Annotated in this window: 16 protein-coding genes and 1 tRNA gene; 9 read left to right on the top strand and 8 right to left on the bottom strand. The window is 50.2% G+C overall.

The annotated features are described in order from the left end of the window. Positions 1-14: 14 nt before the first annotated feature. Positions 15-707 carry a uracil-DNA glycosylase gene (locus tag H581_RS0117705; RefSeq protein WP_028611186.1) on the top strand — a complete coding sequence of 231 codons (693 nt, stop codon included), beginning with the start codon at positions 15-17 and terminating at the stop codon, positions 705-707. 57 nt (positions 708-764) lie between these two features. Here H581_RS0117705 and H581_RS34380 read toward each other — a convergent pair whose 3' ends face one another. Beyond that, the gene (locus H581_RS34380) at positions 765-1,715 is read right to left on the bottom strand and encodes an S-layer homology domain-containing protein (protein ID WP_036718771.1); all 951 of its coding nucleotides are present in this window, start codon (positions 1,713-1,715) and stop codon (positions 765-767) included. Between the two features lie 203 nt (positions 1,716-1,918). On the opposite strand from H581_RS34380, the gene H581_RS0117695 reads away from it, so the two are divergent. Then, a tRNA-Val gene (locus H581_RS0117695) sits at positions 1,919-1,991 on the top strand. A 413-nt stretch (positions 1,992-2,404) separates the two neighbouring features. Here the strand turns inward: H581_RS0117695 and H581_RS0117690 are convergent. Continuing rightward, the gene (locus H581_RS0117690) at positions 2,405-2,599 is read right to left on the bottom strand and encodes a hypothetical protein (RefSeq protein ID WP_028611185.1); all 195 of its coding nucleotides are present in this window, start codon (positions 2,597-2,599) and stop codon (positions 2,405-2,407) included. Between the two features lie 160 nt (positions 2,600-2,759). Here H581_RS0117690 and H581_RS38440 point away from each other — a divergent pair, with 160 nt between their 5' ends. From H581_RS38440 to H581_RS0117675, 3 genes are read left to right on the top strand one after another with little or no spacing between them, the layout of a single operon-like run. Beyond that, the gene (locus tag H581_RS38440; RefSeq protein WP_169507514.1) at positions 2,760-2,924 is read left to right on the top strand and encodes a hypothetical protein; all 165 of its coding nucleotides are present in this window, start codon (positions 2,760-2,762) and stop codon (positions 2,922-2,924) included. Further along, positions 2,917-3,063 carry a hypothetical protein gene (locus tag H581_RS37960; RefSeq protein WP_156889601.1) on the top strand — a complete coding sequence of 49 codons (147 nt, stop codon included), beginning with the start codon at positions 2,917-2,919 and terminating at the stop codon, positions 3,061-3,063. Before H581_RS38440 ends, H581_RS37960 begins: the two co-directional genes overlap by 8 nt. Continuing rightward, entirely contained in the window at positions 3,056-3,295 is a 240-nt protein-coding gene (locus tag H581_RS0117675; protein ID WP_156889600.1) for a DUF3892 domain-containing protein, read from the top strand. The genes H581_RS37960 and H581_RS0117675 overlap by 8 nt, the downstream gene beginning before the upstream one ends. 86 nt (positions 3,296-3,381) lie before the next feature. Here H581_RS0117675 and H581_RS0117670 read toward each other — a convergent pair whose 3' ends face one another. Then, positions 3,382-4,107: an MBL fold metallo-hydrolase gene (locus H581_RS0117670; protein WP_028611183.1), complete on the bottom strand. Its 726-nt coding sequence runs from the start codon at positions 4,105-4,107 to the stop codon at positions 3,382-3,384. Between the two features lie 484 nt (positions 4,108-4,591). On the opposite strand from H581_RS0117670, the gene H581_RS0117665 reads away from it, so the two are divergent. Both H581_RS0117665 and H581_RS0117660 read left to right on the top strand, forming a co-directional pair. Beyond that, positions 4,592-5,161 (top strand): stalk domain-containing protein, encoded by a 570-nt coding sequence (locus H581_RS0117665; RefSeq protein WP_028611182.1) that lies wholly within the window; start codon positions 4,592-4,594, stop codon positions 5,159-5,161. A 113-nt stretch (positions 5,162-5,274) separates the two neighbouring features. After that, entirely contained in the window at positions 5,275-5,583 is a 309-nt protein-coding gene (locus tag H581_RS0117660) for a DUF1292 domain-containing protein (protein ID WP_028611181.1), read from the top strand. A 79-nt stretch (positions 5,584-5,662) separates the two neighbouring features. Here H581_RS0117660 and H581_RS0117655 read toward each other — a convergent pair whose 3' ends face one another. Both H581_RS0117655 and H581_RS0117650 read right to left on the bottom strand, forming a co-directional pair. Continuing rightward, a complete protein-coding gene (locus tag H581_RS0117655; protein WP_028611180.1) occupies positions 5,663-6,079 on the bottom strand; it encodes a DUF1885 family protein in 417 nt (138 codons plus the stop codon). 133 nt (positions 6,080-6,212) lie between these two features. Beyond that, positions 6,213-7,682 (bottom strand): aminotransferase class I/II-fold pyridoxal phosphate-dependent enzyme, encoded by a 1,470-nt coding sequence (locus tag H581_RS0117650; protein ID WP_028611179.1) that lies wholly within the window; start codon positions 7,680-7,682, stop codon positions 6,213-6,215. Positions 7,683-7,861: 179 nt separating this feature from the next. Here H581_RS0117650 and H581_RS0117645 point away from each other — a divergent pair, with 179 nt between their 5' ends. Then, a complete protein-coding gene (locus H581_RS0117645) occupies positions 7,862-9,052 on the top strand; it encodes a tetracycline resistance MFS efflux pump (protein ID WP_028611178.1) in 1,191 nt (396 codons plus the stop codon). Positions 9,053-9,110: 58 nt separating this feature from the next. Here the strand turns inward: H581_RS0117645 and H581_RS0117640 are convergent, their stop codons facing one another. From H581_RS0117640 to H581_RS36525, 3 genes are read right to left on the bottom strand one after another with little or no spacing between them, the layout of a single operon-like run. Continuing rightward, positions 9,111-9,758, bottom strand: a complete 648-nt coding sequence (locus H581_RS0117640) for a YktB family protein (protein ID WP_028611177.1) — start codon at positions 9,756-9,758, stop codon at positions 9,111-9,113. A 26-nt stretch (positions 9,759-9,784) separates the two neighbouring features. Continuing rightward, positions 9,785-10,426 (bottom strand): response regulator transcription factor, encoded by a 642-nt coding sequence (locus H581_RS0117635; RefSeq protein WP_028611176.1) that lies wholly within the window; start codon positions 10,424-10,426, stop codon positions 9,785-9,787. Positions 10,427-10,466: 40 nt separating this feature from the next. Next, positions 10,467-11,597, bottom strand: a complete 1,131-nt coding sequence (locus H581_RS36525; RefSeq protein ID WP_051250907.1) for a sensor histidine kinase — start codon at positions 11,595-11,597, stop codon at positions 10,467-10,469. Between the two features lie 184 nt (positions 11,598-11,781). Here H581_RS36525 and H581_RS0117625 point away from each other — a divergent pair, with 184 nt between their 5' ends. After that, positions 11,782-12,726: an ABC transporter ATP-binding protein gene (locus tag H581_RS0117625; protein ID WP_028611175.1), complete on the top strand. Its 945-nt coding sequence runs from the start codon at positions 11,782-11,784 to the stop codon at positions 12,724-12,726. The last annotated feature ends 9 nt before the right edge of the window (positions 12,727-12,735 follow it).

Here is a 12,735-nt window from a genome sequence, read left to right as displayed (position 1 = left end):
GAGGAGCCTCACGGTTGAATATACGATTACACAATGATTGGTCGGAGCGGCTCGGGAGCGAGCTGTCTGCGCCTTATATGAAGAAGCTTCTTGCCTTTATCGAGAAAAAATATGCGGCGGCTGCCGTCTACCCGAGCCAAGAGCATATATTTAATGCCCTTCATTATACGTCCTATGAACAAACAAAGGTCGTCATTCTTGGCCAGGATCCGTATCATGGTCCAGGGCAAGCGCAGGGGCTTAGCTTCTCCGTTCAGCCGGGCGTAAAGGTACCGCCTTCGCTGCAAAATATTTATAAGGAGCTGGAGGCGGATATCGGCTGCCGTGTTCCCGATCACGGCTGCTTGGAGTCATGGGCGGCGCAGGGAGTGCTTCTGCTGAATACGGTGCTGACCGTGGAGGAAGGTAACCCGAATTCACATAAGGGGATCGGCTGGGAACGATTTACCGATGCCGTCATCGATGCCTTGAATAAGCGGAAAGAGCCGGTTGTATTTATTCTCTGGGGGAAGCATGCACAGTTAAAGGCTGTTCAAATCGACGGGGACAAGCACCATATCATCGTCTCGCCGCATCCGAGTCCGTTTGCCGCCCGCAAAGGATTCTTTGGCAGCAGACCATTCTCAAGGACAAATGCTTTTCTAGAAAGCACGGGACGTACCCCGATTGACTGGGCTATTCCTTCGCTCGCCATGCAGCATAAATAAGAAAAAGCTTCTCCGGGGTCTGACGTATGGTCAGTCGATCAGAGAAGCCTTTTTCATTTATTGAGCAGCTGCGCTGGAGGAGACGGAATCACTGCCACCGCCGCTAGCCGGCAGAACGGGCTTGAACGCTGCATCAACGTAAGTGGATACCGTCACGTCGGTAATGACCTGCGGGTACATTTTGTCCGGGTCGGGCATCACCGTATCTACATTAATGACGGCTTGCCCGCCTTCAAACTGTATGGAGGAGATGCGAATGCCATAGCCGGGGTGCGGAACCTGCGTACTGACGGTAACTTTATTGATATCAGCATTTACGGGTGTTACGGCAAGATTTAAATCAAACGTCGGCAGTTCGGGCTGCGGAGGAATAGGCGTCGTCTCCTTCACGAATTTAATAGCGTCATACAGCCAGCCGGCAGCTTCGCCTCGAGTGATGGCTTTCTTCGGATAAAACTTATTGTCATTGTCCAGCTCAGCGATTTTGCTGACCAACAGCTTTTGGATGCTGTCCATGTAGGCTTTATCCACATCCGCTTCGTCTTCAATCAACATATACATCTCAATAAAAGCATAGTCGCCTTTCTTCTGAACGGCTTTAAACAGGTGATGCGCGAATTGCTCGCGTGTCATGGCATCGTTAGCTTTAACATCCTTTGGAATTTCTATGCCGTTTAAGTGGGCGATAATGAAGGCTTGCGAATACCAGGCATTATCCTTCAAACGAGGGAAGTAATCGGTCGCCTTCGGTTCCTTGATGAATCGGATGTGATCGATGTTCAGATCAAAACCCTTTACGAGCAGCGAAACGCCTTCCGCATAACTGAGTTTGCCTTTTGGATTATACTTATCATGCTTATCGCCTTTCAAAATGCCGCGCTCTTTCAACTCGGCGATTTTTTGTTCGTTGGCATCATTCTTAATGTCATTAAATGCCCAAACGGTTTGTCCCAGCGTGAATAGCATCATAGCAACGACAGCCATGATCATAATCGATCTTTTTTTCATACGTTCACCTCTTCTGTATTTTGCTGCAGCACTTATTTTGACGCAACGAATTGATAAATTGTTGCAGGGTATATAAACACATTATGACCTATTGCGGGAGAATGAAATCGATAAAAGCGAGGAGCAAGGTTCATCAAAAAAATACGATATTAGCTGTTGACTTCTAATTGTAAACCTGATATATTATTAATTGTCGCTAATACGATCTGGTAGCTCAGCTGGGAGAGCACTATCTTGACAGGGTAGGGGTCACAGGTTCGAACCCTGTCCAGATCATACTAGAAGAACCCTTACCAAGTAAGGGTTTTTCGCTTGTTTGGAGTCATTTGGTTAGCATGATTATGTGTCCAACCACACATATTTTTGCGGAACCTCTGACGAGAATGATATAAAGAACGCCCTCTATTTCCTGATTTCGGAATAAAGGGCGTCTTTTTTAATTACTATATAAGTTGATTGAAAGAAACGAAAGCGTGGAGCGGAGAGAGCAAATCGTTCTGGAGAAACGAAGTGGTCGCTTTTTGCAGTAAAACGTTACCTACAGGGTTTATATATTCAGATCATTTGGCTGGAACAGCGATCGTAAGAATGATTTGCTCTCGCAGCGATAACAGCTGATGTAAATCAATCGTTCAACTTATATAGACAAGCCTCTATTGTTGGATTCTTGCTCTAACGGGTTCACCCAGCTACGATTCCTGTGGAATATCGCATTTTGTTTGAATAAAGTGAATTTGATTCCGGATGCGATTGAGCTGCTGCTTTTGTTCTTCCGTATGGCTTGCCGCCGATGTTTGTTCCAGCTGCTCCAGCTCCTGGAGCAGATTCGGCAGGTCGGTTGAAGCGTTCGCGCAATTATAGTCGCTTTCCAGGTTATCAAGCATGGTCATTCCTCCAATTTGTTTAAGGCGAGCCCCATATTTTGATTTCTATTGACCCGATTAGTATGATCAGTTCAAGCGCCGATATGCACGTTTGAAAACGTATTCTATACGCAAGAGCTGCCGCATACGCTTAAAGAAAGCGTTCGGGAGGCGGTTTCTGATGGCTGCGCTATATGCTTTTTTGGCTATATGGGTAATTGGGATGTTTGGGATCATCTCTATTGTAATCGGAGCTGTCACGAAGCTCGTGCAAAGGGATTCCTTCGCTTATGACGAGCAGTTTGTTTGGGGAAGAAAGTTCCCGGCGGATGCGAAAAATGAATAATGACGAAAATCCGGCGTCCGCATCCGAATGCGAACGCCGTTTTTTTGTGTATTTGATGAATAAGATCAACGGCAGGCGGGGCAATATAGAAATTGGCGGCCCAAACGACTTACAATTAGGAGATGGAAAAAATGAATGAACAAGACGCAAGAGAGCAAATCGTTGCCGTTCAAAAAAATGGAGAAGGCGATATCACTGCATTTAAAACGTCCGGCGGGCGTGTTCTCGATTATACAACGGCGCTTCAGGAAGTGCAGTCCGGCCATATAGCAGGGGTTAACACATTTAAAGGCAGAGACGGGGAGACTTACATCCGCGGCGATGCAGACGGCGATCCGACGAACAATTTGGATAACCTGCCGAATTTCTAAAGAAGCAGCAGATGCCGCTTCTGGCGATCCATATGCATAACAAACCTCCAACTGCGACATGATGCGGTTGGAGGTTTTCATATTTCCTAGACTTCGTAACGCCGCTGCGGTTCCACGATACGCATATGACCGGTACGTCCTTGATATTGATCGATTGTGTCTCCATAATGCATGAGCCATGTTTTCTTCTGAACCGATTCGGGTAAAGTCAGAAGCTCATTCAGGCTGGCATGAACAACACCGGGTTCTTCCAGCTGGCAATCGTGAAAAATAGTTTGAACTCCTCCATCGGCCAACCGGAGCAGGAGCTCCTTATCAAACCTCATGTCTGCGGAGTAGAAGAAACGATCATTAAACAAAAACGAGTAGCTCGGTTTGTTCGGGATATGTTTGGTCGGCAGGAGCTTGACTCTCAAGCCGGGAAACAATTCCGTTTCCGTGTTCGCGATGATCGGCCGTACGTCAAAGAAATGCTCCAGCTTGTTCAGCGGATCCTGGGTTAACCCGCCGCGAAGCGTATGCTCCCATAACGGCTCGATCAGCGTATCGGCGATAAATAACACCGGTTTCCGGTTATATTTAAACATCATTTGAAAAGCAAATTCCTCCAAGCCTCCGACATGATCCGCATGAATGTGGCTGATCAATACGGCATCGATCTCCGGGAAGGCCAGTCCCATTTGATATAAAGCTTTTGGCAGCGTTATACCGCAGTCTATGAGCAGGCAACAGCCGTCCTGTTCCAGCAGTGCATTGTTGTTATCGAATTTTTTGGCAAAAGCGCTTCCTGTTCCAACCATTCGAATATGCATGGCAAGACCTCCTTATCATTCCGTAATTAATGTACCAAATAACCGATATCCCTGACAAATGCCGATGCATATTCGCCCTTCCTTACATACAATGCAAGAGCGATATGGGAGTGGGGGGAATTTGGATGAGTAAAGGAAAAGGGAAAACAGCGAAGAAAAAACTAGTATCGAACGACCGAAAACAAATATCGTATAAACTTGTCCTTTCGGATACGTGTGCGGTCTGTAAAACGCCTTGCGCAAAAGGAATGAGCTATTTGGCAAGGATGAGACAGCCGGGTGCGGTAGGAAAGGGAGTTCCTTGCATTTTAACGAGAACGTTCGGGTAATATCGGCTTATTTCCCAGGCAAGCGCAGCTTTCAACAGGATCTGACAGACCCGGTCGAAAGAAGCTGAGTTTAAAAAAGTTTGCGAACGAGCGCAACTTTGAATGATTTGTTGAGTATAACCATTCATCCAAGCATTCGGATGGAGGTTACAGCTATGAAAATCAGAAAAGTGGTTATTTTGCTGTTATTGCTGTCGCTATGGGGCGGTTCCATGCTGTTCGCCGACTCCGCTACGCAGAAGGTTCGCGTATTCATAAACGGGAGCGAGCAGGATGACGGCGGTCTGGTCGATGACGGCAAGACGTATTTGCCGCTTCGTCAAATTGCGTCCTCGCTGCAGGCAATCGTGGAATGGGATAACCAGTCTAAGCGAGCTGCCGTTTACAAGCCTAATGTACACATGTTTTTATTCGATGAAAAAGACAATAAAGTTTTTGGGAATGTGACCAAAGGGTATAAAGGCAGCTTTAAGGTATTTGCGCAGATTGATAATCTGAAGATTGATATTTCGGCTGTTAAGGTATCGATTTTCGATCCAAGCGGTAAAGAAAAAGTAATCCAAACGGGAAATGTAAATTCATCGAATGACAATTTCTGGTACGCGACGGAGTATATCGAATATAAATTCGAGTCCAGCGGGAAATATCCGATTCGATTCTTCGTTAAGCTGAAGGGCTCGGAGGAGTGGACTCCCGTATCGGAAAAAATCATTTCCTCGCTATAATCGTTTCCTTTCCGTCAACGGCTCTTCCTGGGAAGAGCCGTTTTGTTTGACCGGCTATATCGTGTATGGTACGATACGGTAGTCTGTACATATCACTGAAATGGGGTAATTTCATGAGCGAGCATCAGCATGGAGACGATTGCGGCTGCGGGCATGACCACGAGCATGAGGAGCATGTCTTTATCGTGACTGACGACGAGGGCCAGGAACGCGAGATGGTCATGGTTTATACGTTTGAATCCGAAAATAATGTGTACGCCGTTTTGCTGGATCGCAACGATCCTGAAGCGGATGGCGTTATTTTCCGAATCGAAGAAGAAAATGATGAATCGTTTCTGGTCGGTATCGAGGACGATGCCGAATGGGATCGAGTTACAGCGATTTACGAGGAAATTGCCCGTACGGAAAGCGAAGGCAAATAAAGCCTTCACCCGTAGGGACAAGTATACGAAGAGATCCGCGCGCATACGCCGCGGATTTTTTTGTATGCCTGATGCGTTCTCATTTTCTGGGATTATAATAAATCGTACGCCCATTGAACATGGTGAGCTCCGCTTGACATTGCTTGGCTAAATATTTGCAAAGCTCGTTCGCTTTGGCTTTATCGCCATGCGTGGCTTCGTCCGGCAGCACAACCTGCACGCAAGGAACGGATTGCCCTGCAGCGCTCCGCGTCTCGCCGGGACCGAATATAATATGCTTGTAAAGCGGGTTGGTTCCCTTCAAATAAAACCAGCGGTCATCCTGCTTGGATTCAATGGTATAAGGAAAAGCGGCATCCGCGTAATCCCAGTCCAGCTGCGAGCCGGTTAAGGCCGTCTGTTCCCGGTAATGCAGGAGCTTGCTCCGAATGTCTTCCAAGGTCATGGCTTCAACCGTAGATCCTTGCACGAATTTTATGTAAGCGCTTTGACTCATCGCCTCTCACCTCTGACAACATAATAGCATGCGGGGTATGGGTTTACAATATGTGGGTTGTACAGTTAGGGGACAAGAGAAATGCCGGCCGCAGCAGCCCTGTAACAGCTGTACGACCGGCATTCAGGATGAATTAAGAGATAGCCGTTTCTTCGACGATGACTTTGACGAATTCGATGCTGCGGTCCTCGGGTCCTTTGACCGGAAGTCCGACTTCGACATGATCGACGATGTAATCGATATTTTTTTGAGATATGACCTCGCCTGGCAGAAGGATCGGTATGCCCGGAGGGTATACGTATATAAATTCAGCGATAATCCGGCCAGCCGATTCCTTGAACGGAATGACCTCCGTCTCGCCATAGAAAGCGTCGCGAGGCGTGAGGGAGAGCTGCGGGATGTCCGGAATTTTGACGATCAGCTCTCTAGCCTCAGCGCCTTCATGGAAACGTTCGGAGAGGCCGCGCAGCGCAGCGATCAATTTCCCTATGGACTCGGAGGTATCGCCCGGCGTAACTAGGCAAAGAATGTTATACATGTCGCTCATTTCGATTTCAACATTATAATGATCGCGCAGCCAATTTTCCGTTTCGTAGCCGGTAATGCCTAGATGGCGGACATGGACGGATACTTTGGTCGGATCGTAGTCGTAAGTCGCTTCGCCGCCGAGAATATCTTCCCCGAAGCATTCCAGGCCGGGAATCTCGTTGATTTGCTTCCGGGCATATTGGGCAAGCTCGATGGCCTGTTCCGCCAAGGCATGTCCGTTCAAAGCGAGGTTCCGCCTCGATGTATCGAGCGATGCCAGCAAAATATACGATGTTGAGGTTGTCGTCAGCATGCTGATGACCGTTTGAATACGGTGCGGGTTGACCCGTCCTTTCCGGACGTTAAGCACCGAGCTTTGCGTCATGGAACCACCCAGCTTATGTACGCTGGTTGCCGCCATATCGGCGCCGGCTTGCATAGCTGACATCGGAAGCTTCTCGTGAAAATGGATCAGAACGCCATGCGCTTCGTCGACGAGTACCGGGATATCGTAGCTGTGAACCACATCGACGATTTCCTTCAGATTCGTGCAAATGCCGAAATAAGTCGGATTGATGACAAGCACCGCTTTGGCATCCGGATGGCGTTCCAGCGCCTTCCGAACGGAGCGCGTCGTTATGCCGTGATCGATTCCCAGGTTATTGTCTCTTGCCGGCGAAATAAATACGGGCCTGGCTCCTGCAAATATGATGGCAGCCATGATGGATTTATGCACGTTGCGCGGCACGATGATTTTCTCGCCGGGCGCGCATACCGTCAATATCATCGTCATAATCGCACCGCTGGTGCCCTGCACCGAGAAATAGGTATAGTCGGCGCCAAAGGCGTCTGCGGCTAGCTTCTGCGCTTCCTCGATGACGCCGATTGGCTGGTGAAGGTCATCGAGCGGAGCTATATTGATCAAGTCGATCGACAGCGCGTTATCGCCGATAAACTCGCGGAATTCCGTGTCGCTGCCTAATCCTTTTTTATGTCCGGGTATATGAAATTGAACGGGATCCTGCTCCGCATGCCGGCGAAGCGCACTGAAGAGAGGGGTTCTTGAATGATCCATCGCGTTCATCCCTGCCTTTCATTCGAGATTACAAACAAAGTTGAGTATAGCAAATACGGGTGGGATTGCAAGCTTCATTTTTTTTGCGGTCAGAGCCGGGAATCCGAATTTGTTCTTTAATTGTTCATACATGGCGGTTAAACGGTTATGGTAACATAGATTGGTGGAGGGGTTGCAGCATGAAAGATAAACGCATGTTAATCGTTATGGCCATTTTAATGACGACCTTTATAGGATTCGGAATTATCATCCCGGTAATGCCGGAAATTATTCAGGAAGCCGATCCGGCGAACGCAGAAATACATACAGGGTGGATGCTGGCCGTCTATTCCGCCGTTTCCTTCATTCTGTCGCCGATGTGGGGAAGTTTGTCCGACCGGATCGGCAGAAGACCGATCATTCTTGCCGGCGTGCTCGGATTCGCGGCAAGCTTCTTGTTGTTCGGATTGTCGTCGGGCAATCTGCTGCTTATGTATTTATCCAGAATCTTAGGCGGTTTCTTCTCCGGCGCGGTTGCTTCCGTTATCGTTGCGTATGTGGCGGATATTACGACGGCGGAGAACCGGACGAAAGGGATGGGGCTTGTCGGCATGTCCATCGGTCTCGGGTTTACGATCGGGCCAGGCTTCGGCGGTTTGCTCAGCATCATCTCATTGGAAACGCCATTTTACACGGCTTCCGCGCTGGCGTTGATTACATTCTTTCTTGCCGCATCCAAGCTGAAGGAATCGCTTGCGCCGGAGCGGCGGAGACCGAAGACAGAGAAACGGGTTTCACGCTGGTCCGCTTTTACGGGACCGCTTAAATACTTATACATACTCGCCTTTTTTGTTACGTTTACGCTGGCGGGCATGGAAGCGACGCTGCAGTTTTTCGGGATGCGCCGATTTGGCGTAACCCCGCTGCAGGTCGGCCTATTATTTTTTGTCTGCGGCTTTGTCGGCGCGGTTGTGCAAGGAGGCTTCGTACGGCGGAGGATCAAGGCGGGGGAGGAGCCAAAGTATATTGCGCTGGGGCTCATTATTTCGGCGCTGGGCTTCTTTCTTTTATTAGGCGCTCATTCCTTATGGTGGGCAACTATGTCGCTGGCCGTGTTCGGAATCGGCAATTCGCTCATCCGTCCATGCGTAACTTCGCTGATCACCCAGAAGACAACTGTCGGACAAGGGGTCGCTTCAGGTTTAAGCTCCTCCATGGACAGTCTCGGACGGATTGCCGGACCGCTGCTCGGCTCGTTTATTTTTACGATCCAAATGGGTCTGCCGTATTTGCTCGGCGGCATCTTGTGCTTGGCTGCGCTGCTTCTCCTGCTCCGCTTCCGCCAACTGGACAAAAACGGCGGTCGGACGGGTACTTCGGAAAGCGCGTAATAAGAAGAGGCTGTGCTCTAAGGTCGATCGTGACCTCGGGGCACAGCCTCTGACTTTGTTACAGGTTCGCCAAACGATAAATCGGCATAAGCGCCTCGCAGGTGGAGGAGGCGAACCGCAGCAGCGCATCTCCGTCTTGCAGCAGCGGATCGCCCGCCTGGACATGCCGGCCGATCAGAAGCTCCGCCTTCTGCACGTCGCGGAAGCGCACAAGCGCTTCTTTCCAGTCTCGTCTCGTCATTCCGCTGACGGCAGCGGAATCCTTCTTCATGTGATCCATGGAAAGCACGTAATCGTGCGGTACAGCGGCGATAACCTGATCGATCTGTTTCAATAAGGAAGCTGCAATCGCCTTTTTGTTCGGTACCTCATAAATAAAGGCCAGCCAAATGAACAAATGGTCGTCAAACAATCCGAGCTGGAAATGCGGATGAGCTTTATACCCTCTTTTATTGCTGCCTATCGCAAGCCACGTATCCTTTGGAGGATTTACTTTGCGGCGCGCATGCCTGGCCACATGCAAATGCATCTCTATGCCGGCGTGAACGGCTATGCCAGCGCTGAGCTGCTGGCCGATCGCGCGAAACTTAGGCTGGATTTGTTGCTGAATGGCTTCCATCCTCTCCTCAAGCCCCTGCAGCTGGAAAACGTCGAAGTCAGCCTGTGTAAAACCGGGCAGTCCGGCGGAAACGGTCTGTGTCGTCATCGGTTGTCTCTCTCCCTTACGTATGATCATTGATGTAATGATTTCAAATAAAAAATAGCGATTTGCGTGCGGTCCCGAAGCTCCAGCTTGTGTAAAATCTCGGAAATATAATTTTTGATCGTTCCTTCGCTAAGGAAGAGGGAAGCCGCAATCTCTTTATTCGACTTCCCGTCCGCAATTAGCCGGACGATCTGGGATTCGGCTTGCGTCAAGACGTCGAACGCAAGCGATTTGGATGAATCGCCGCGCGGCGATTCCAGCATGCCCGCCAGCTTCCTGGCGATGTCTGGATGAATAAGGATGGAGCCCTCATGGACCGTCTTAATGCCGTTGATAATCCGGCTGGGCGGGACATTTTTGAGCAAATAACCGTTTGCGCCGTTACGAATGGCTTGCGCGACATATTCATCATCATCGAAGGTAGTCAGAATAAGCACGGCCGGCGGCTGTTCAAGCCCCCGCAGCAGCTTCGTGCCTTCAACGCCGTCGCAGACGGGCATCCGAATATCCATAAGCACGACATCGACAGGCTGCCGGCGCACAAACTCGGCAGCTTCCTGTCCGTTGCCGCAAACGCCTGCGACAGACAGCTCCTTATCCAGATCAAGGATGACCTGCATGCTCTCCCGTATAAAAGGGTCATCATCAACGATTAATACTCGTATCATCATTACAAGCATCTCCATTCTTCAGCGGCTCATAAGGCGCTTATATTCCTAGAAGAGGCAAAGTCGTCGTTACCGAGAACCGGTCTGTTAACTGCCATTCCAGGCGCCCTCCGACCAGCGCGATCCGTTCCTTCATCCCCCGCATGCCAAGCCCCGCTTCGACGGGTCCTTCAGGGATCGCACCATTATTGGCTATCGTTAAGGAGACGCTTGACTCATCATACCGGAGCTCGATTTCCACTATTGTGGCATGTCCGTGACGGATAGCGTTCGTAATAGCTTCCTGCGCGTTTTTGAACAGGATGAGCTCCATGCTCGGATAGAGCGATCGAGGGATGCCGCGCACTTCAAAGCTGACTTGAATGCCTAATCCGTCCGCGGATTCTTGTACGAGCTTGTCCAGCGCATATTTTCTGGAGTCGCGCTCGTCGTCATCCGATAGCCTGCGCACCGTCCGGCGCATTCGCTCCATGCTGTCCTGAAGCTGGTCGCGGATTTGTTCAACCGTGCTCCTCGCCCTGTCCGTATCGGCATCGAACAAACGCAGCGCCGCTTCGGACATCATTTTGACGCGAATGAGCCGGTGGCCGAGATCGTCATGAATATCCTTCGCGATCCGGTTTCGTTCCTCCGTCTGGGCATATTGTCCGATCTGGGACGCATATTCCAGCATCCGCCGTCTGGCGGCGTCAAGCTCCTCATGACTGGCTGCCAGCGCTTCGTATAAATCTTCCATTCGATGGCGCTTGTCATTCAATTCATTGGCTGCATACAAAATAGCCGCAGTCGAAGCCCACAGCACAATAACGGCCACAAGCGTGACATGCCCGCTGCCGTGCATGCCCGTTATAAGCATGCCAAGCCCGAAGGCCGACCAGGCAATGCCTGTAAGACGGGCGGGTCCGGTCTGGAATATGGCGATTAACGTAGAGAATAATAGCAGAAACAGCACGCCGCCGTACGTATAGGAAAACCAGGCGAAGCTTATTAATTCGATGAGCAGCAGCAGTCTCGTTAGCCGGGGAAGCAGCGTCCCGGCCCTGATGATGAGCAGAGCCAGCAAGACAAGGGCGGTATACGAAGCATAGTCGTCCGCCTCAATGTCTGCAACGCTGATGACGATAGACGCGCCCGCAAGCATGATTCGAATCCGGTAAAGCAGTTTTTTCATGTCGAACGTGCTCCCGCAGCTGAATTTGCTTCATTATAGCACACGCCCGCACGACCCGACGAGCGCTTCGCTTTTAGAGAAATGACTTTTGTCACCTGGAGAAGGTGACTTTATAGACCTGCGGCTTAACCTTTCATTGGCTACAATTGACTTATCGAAGCAAATCGAAGGGAATGATCGCATAATGAGCCTAGTTGCATTTCGCGAGGTAGTCAAAAAATATGATACGGTCTTAACCGTTAACCATCTTACCTTTACGATCGAAGAGGGAGAAATTTTCGGCCTGCTCGGACCGAACGGCGCGGGAAAAAGTACGGCGATCAGCATGCTGTCGGGGCTGCTTGATTTGAGCGGCGGCGAAATTATGGTGGACGGTTACTCCATCCGCAAGCAGCCGCTTGAGGTCAAGCGGAGGATTGGGCTTGTTCCGCAGGAGCTTGCGATCTACGAGAGCTTGACGGCACGGGAGAACGTAACCTTTTTCGCCAAGCTGTACGGTTTAAGAGGGAAGCTGCTGCAGGAGAGAGCGGATGAAGCGCTGCAATTCGTCGGGCTGCGGGAGCGGGCCAAGGATAAGCCCTCCACGTTCTCCGGCGGTATGAAACGCAGGCTCAACATCGCTTGCGCCATTATGCACCGCCCTAAGCTTATTATTATGGATGAGCCGACGGTAGGCATAGATCCGCAGTCGCGGAATCATATTTTGGAATCGGTAAGAGAGCTGAACAGACTGGGCTCCACCGTTATTTACACAAGCCATTATATGGAGGAAGTCGAGACGATCTGTTCGCGCGTGGGCATCCTTGACCAGGGGAAGCTGATCGCCTGCGGAACGAAGGAGGAGCTTAAGCGGCAGGCCGGTCAGGAAGAAAAGCTTATTTTTGAAATTGACCGCCGGTCCGACTTGACGATGCAGGAGATGAAGGCCCATCCAAGCGTGAAGGAGCTGGCAGAGAGCGATAACGGCAGGACGGTTGAAGTAACGGTGAAGGAATCGCCGTCAATACTGCAGGACTTGTTGTTTATTATGCAAAAGCACGGGATTACGCTGCGCAAGCTGTCGCGGATCGAACCGAATCTCGAATCGCTGTTTCTGCAAATGACCGGACGTACGTTGAGGGATGAATAGGAGGTGTTC

The sequence above is a fragment of the Paenibacillus harenae DSM 16969 genome, assembly GCF_000422465.1.
Classification (GTDB): Bacteria; Bacillota; Bacilli; order Paenibacillales; family Paenibacillaceae; genus Pristimantibacillus; species Pristimantibacillus harenae.
This window is presented reverse-complemented; position numbering and strand designations above follow the sequence as displayed.

What these genes read in the sequence shown, in the direction of transcription:
- H581_RS34380 (WP_036718771.1), bottom strand. Translation starts at nt 1,715, where the DNA reads ATGAAAAAAAGATCGATTATGATCATGGCTGTCGTTGCTATGATGCTA.
- H581_RS0117690 (WP_028611185.1), bottom strand. Translation starts at nt 2,599, where the DNA reads ATGCTTGATAACCTGGAAAGCGACTATAATTGCGCGAACGCTTCAACC.
- H581_RS38440 (WP_169507514.1), top strand. Translation starts at nt 2,760, where the DNA reads ATGGCTGCGCTATATGCTTTTTTGGCTATATGGGTAATTGGGATGTTT.
- H581_RS37960 (WP_156889601.1), top strand. Translation starts at nt 2,917, where the DNA reads ATGAATAATGACGAAAATCCGGCGTCCGCATCCGAATGCGAACGCCGT.
- H581_RS0117675 (WP_156889600.1), top strand. Translation starts at nt 3,056, where the DNA reads ATGAATGAACAAGACGCAAGAGAGCAAATCGTTGCCGTTCAAAAAAAT.
- H581_RS0117670 (WP_028611183.1), bottom strand. Translation starts at nt 4,107, where the DNA reads ATGCATATTCGAATGGTTGGAACAGGAAGCGCTTTTGCCAAAAAATTC.
- H581_RS0117665 (WP_028611182.1), top strand. Translation starts at nt 4,592, where the DNA reads ATGAAAATCAGAAAAGTGGTTATTTTGCTGTTATTGCTGTCGCTATGG.
- H581_RS0117660 (WP_028611181.1), top strand. Translation starts at nt 5,275, where the DNA reads ATGAGCGAGCATCAGCATGGAGACGATTGCGGCTGCGGGCATGACCAC.
- H581_RS0117655 (WP_028611180.1), bottom strand. Translation starts at nt 6,079, where the DNA reads ATGAGTCAAAGCGCTTACATAAAATTCGTGCAAGGATCTACGGTTGAA.
- H581_RS0117650 (WP_028611179.1), bottom strand. Translation starts at nt 7,682, where the DNA reads ATGGATCATTCAAGAACCCCTCTCTTCAGTGCGCTTCGCCGGCATGCG.
- H581_RS0117645 (WP_028611178.1), top strand. Translation starts at nt 7,862, where the DNA reads ATGAAAGATAAACGCATGTTAATCGTTATGGCCATTTTAATGACGACC.
- H581_RS0117640 (WP_028611177.1), bottom strand. Translation starts at nt 9,758, where the DNA reads ATGACGACACAGACCGTTTCCGCCGGACTGCCCGGTTTTACACAGGCT.
- H581_RS0117635 (WP_028611176.1), bottom strand. Translation starts at nt 10,426, where the DNA reads ATGATACGAGTATTAATCGTTGATGATGACCCTTTTATACGGGAGAGC.
- H581_RS36525 (WP_051250907.1), bottom strand. Translation starts at nt 11,597, where the DNA reads ATGAAAAAACTGCTTTACCGGATTCGAATCATGCTTGCGGGCGCGTCT.
- H581_RS0117625 (WP_028611175.1), top strand. Translation starts at nt 11,782, where the DNA reads ATGAGCCTAGTTGCATTTCGCGAGGTAGTCAAAAAATATGATACGGTC.